This is a genomic window from Pseudomonas edaphica, assembly GCF_005863185.1.
Taxonomy (GTDB): Bacteria; Pseudomonadota; Gammaproteobacteria; order Pseudomonadales; family Pseudomonadaceae; genus Aquipseudomonas; species Aquipseudomonas edaphica.
This window is the reverse complement of sequence record NZ_VBVZ01000701.1, coordinates 1-2,991: the sequence shown is the minus strand read 5'-3', so window position 1 is coordinate 2,991 and position 2,991 is coordinate 1. Positions and strand designations below refer to the sequence as shown.

2 protein-coding genes are annotated in these 2,991 nt (G+C 61.2%); one reads left to right on the top strand and one right to left on the bottom strand.

Translation table 11 applies throughout. The features are described from left to right. Nucleotides 1-132: 132 nt before the first annotated feature. A complete protein-coding gene (tkt, locus tag FEM54_RS29210; protein WP_138453924.1) occupies nt 133-2,130 on the bottom strand; it encodes a transketolase in 1,998 nt (665 codons plus the stop codon). A 259-nt stretch (nt 2,131-2,389) separates the two neighbouring features. Here tkt and FEM54_RS29205 point away from each other — a divergent pair. Next, the coding region (locus tag FEM54_RS29205) for an ArsR/SmtB family transcription factor (RefSeq protein WP_138453923.1) at nt 2,390-2,991 on the top strand (602 nt) is incomplete at its 3' end.

Genomic DNA, 2,991 nt, shown 5'->3' with positions numbered 1-2,991 from the left:
AAGAGACAGGGTGAGTTCGGTGCTGAATGTTCTGACGCCATCGCGGGCAAGCCCGCTCCCACATTAGACCGTAATCCAAATGTGGGAGCGGGCTTGCCCGCGATGGCGCCAGTACAGACAACGCAGACTGACTTAGTCTTCCAGCAGCTCTTCAGCCTGACCCAGGATGTTTTCCAGGGTGAAACCGAATTCTTCGAACAACGCTGGCGCTGGCGCCGACTCACCGTAGGTGGTCATGCCGATCACGCGGCCTTCCAGGCCCACGTACTTGTACCAGTAGTCGGCGTGAGCCGCTTCGATGGCGATACGTGCGCTGACCTGCAACGGCAATACCGATTGCTTGTAGTCGGCATCCTGGGCTTCGAACAGGCTGGTGCACGGCATGGACACCACGCGAACGTTGCGGCCCTGGGCGGTCAGCTTGTCGTAGGCCTGAACAGTCAGGCCGACTTCGGAGCCTGTGGAGATCAGGATCAGTTCCGGCTCGCCGATGCAGTCTTTGAGCACATAACCGCCACGGCTGATGTTGGCGATCTGCGCGTCGGTACGCACTTGGTGTTGCAGGTTCTGACGCGAGAAGATCAGCGCCGAAGGGCCGTCCTTACGCTCGATAGCGTGCTTCCAGGCCACGGCCGATTCCACGGCGTCGGCTGGGCGCCAGCAATCCAGGTTCGGCGTGGTACGCAGGCTGGTCAGTTGCTCGACCGGCTGGTGCGTCGGGCCGTCTTCGCCCAGGCCGATGGAGTCGTGGGTGTACACATGGATCACCCGCTTCTTCATCAGCGCGGCCATACGTACCGCATTACGCGCGTATTCCATGAACATCAGGAAGGTCGCGCCGTAAGGCACCAGGCCGCCGTGCAGGGACACGCCGTTCATGATGGCGCTCATGCCGAACTCGCGCACACCGTAGTACATGTAGTTGCCGCTGGCGTCTTCGGCCGAGACACCTTTGCAACCTTTCCACAGGGTCAGGTTGGAACCGGCCAGGTCAGCCGAACCGCCGAGGATCTCAGGCAGCAATGGGCCAAAGGCGTTCAGGGTGTTCTGGCTGGCTTTACGGCTGGCAATGGTCTCGCCCTTGGCCGCGACTTCGGCGATGTAGGCCGAGGCTTTTTCCGAGAAGTCGGCAGGCAGGTCACCGGCCAGGCGGCGCACCAGCTCGTTGGCCAATTCCGGGAATTCGGCGGAGTAGGCAGCAAAACGCTGGTCCCACTCGGCTTCGGCGGCCAGGCCTTTTTCCTTGGCGCTCCACTCGGCGTAGATATCAGCCGGGATTTCGAACGGGCCATGGTTCCACTTCAGCGCTTCACGAGCCAAGGCGATTTCCGCGTCACCCAGTGGGGCGCCGTGGCAGTCTTCTTTACCTTGCTTGTTCGGCGAGCCGAAACCGATGATGGTCTTGCAGCAGATCAGGGTCGGCTGCTCGCTCTTGCGCGCGGTGTCGATGGCGGTCTTGATCTCTTCCGGATCGTGACCGTCAACGTTGCGGATCACCTGCCAGTTGTAGGCTTCGAAACGCTTTGGCGTGTCGTCGGTGAACCAGCCTTCGACTTCGCCGTCGATGGAGATGCCGTTGTCATCGTAGAAGGCAATCAGCTTGCCCAGGCCCAGGGTGCCGGCCAGGGACGCGACTTCGTGGGAAATGCCTTCCATCATGCAGCCATCACCCAGGAACACGTAGGTGTGGTGGTCGACAATGTTGTGGCCAGGGCGGTTGAACTGCGCGCCCAATACTTTTTCCGCCAGCGCAAAACCCACGGCGTTGGCCAGGCCCTGGCCCAGCGGGCCAGTGGTGGTCTCGACGCCTGGGGTGTAGCCGAATTCCGGGTGGCCCGGGGTACGGCTGTGCAGCTGGCGGAAGCTCTTGAGGTCATCGATAGTGACGTCGTAGCCGGTCAGGTGCAGCAGCGAGTAGATCAGCATCGAGCCGTGGCCGTTGGACAGCACGAACCGGTCACGGTCAGCGAACGACGGGTTGCTCGGGTTGTGCTTCAGGTAGTCACGCCAAAGTACCTCGGCGATATCCGCCATGCCCATCGGGGCACCGGGATGGCCGCTGTTGGCTTTTTGCACGGCATCCATGCTGAGGGCACGAATGGCGTTGGCACGCTCACGACGGCTGGGCATCGCTGATCTCCTGGAGTTTGAGTAGAAGAAACGGAAAAAAGGACCGGCATTTTCCCTCAGCCACCGCCTGCGGGCAATGACAGATAGTCACTTGTAGGTGTTTTTCCTGCGGTTTACCCGGCATTGGCTTGCAGAAACAGCCCACCGGTTCGTCTAAAGGTTATAGCGGCTGCTTATAACTACCGATTATCGACCAATATCAAAACTTTTTGATATTGGCCTTGCGAGGATTTCCACCCGTCACTAGACTGCTGGCCTTATGAACCTACCCGTGCCCTCCCTGCGTCCCGACGACGGCGATGAGCTGGCTGCCTTATGCAAGGCCGCTGGTGATCCGTTGCGCCTGAACGTGTTGCGCGCACTGGCCAACGACTCTTTTGGGGTGCTGGAACTGGCGCAGATCTTCGCCATCGGCCAATCCGGCATGAGCCACCACCTCAAGGTGCTGGCCCAGGCCGAGCTGGTGGCTACGCGCCGCGAAGGCAATGCGATTTTCTATCGCCGCGCCCTGCCCCACACCGAGCTGCTCGGCGGCAAGCTGCACGCTGCCCTGCTCGAAGAGGTAGACAGTTTGGGCCTGCCCAGCGACGTGCAGTCGCGCATCAGCCAGGTCCACGGGCAACGCGCCGCCGCCAGCCAGGACTTTTTCTCACGGGTAGCCGAGAAGTTTCGCGCCCAACAGGACTTGATCGCCGGTTTGCCCCAATACCGCGAAAGCGTACTGGCGCTGTTGGACAAGCTGAGCTTCAGTGATGAGGCGACGGCGTTGGAAGTTGGCCCCGGCGACGGTGGCTTCCTGCCGGAACTGGCACGTCGCTTCAAGCAGGTGACCGCGCTGGACAACAGCCCGGCGATGCTTGA

What these genes read in the sequence shown, in the direction of transcription:
- tkt (WP_138453924.1), bottom strand. Translation starts at nt 2,130, where the DNA reads ATGCCCAGCCGTCGTGAGCGTGCCAACGCCATTCGTGCCCTCAGCATG.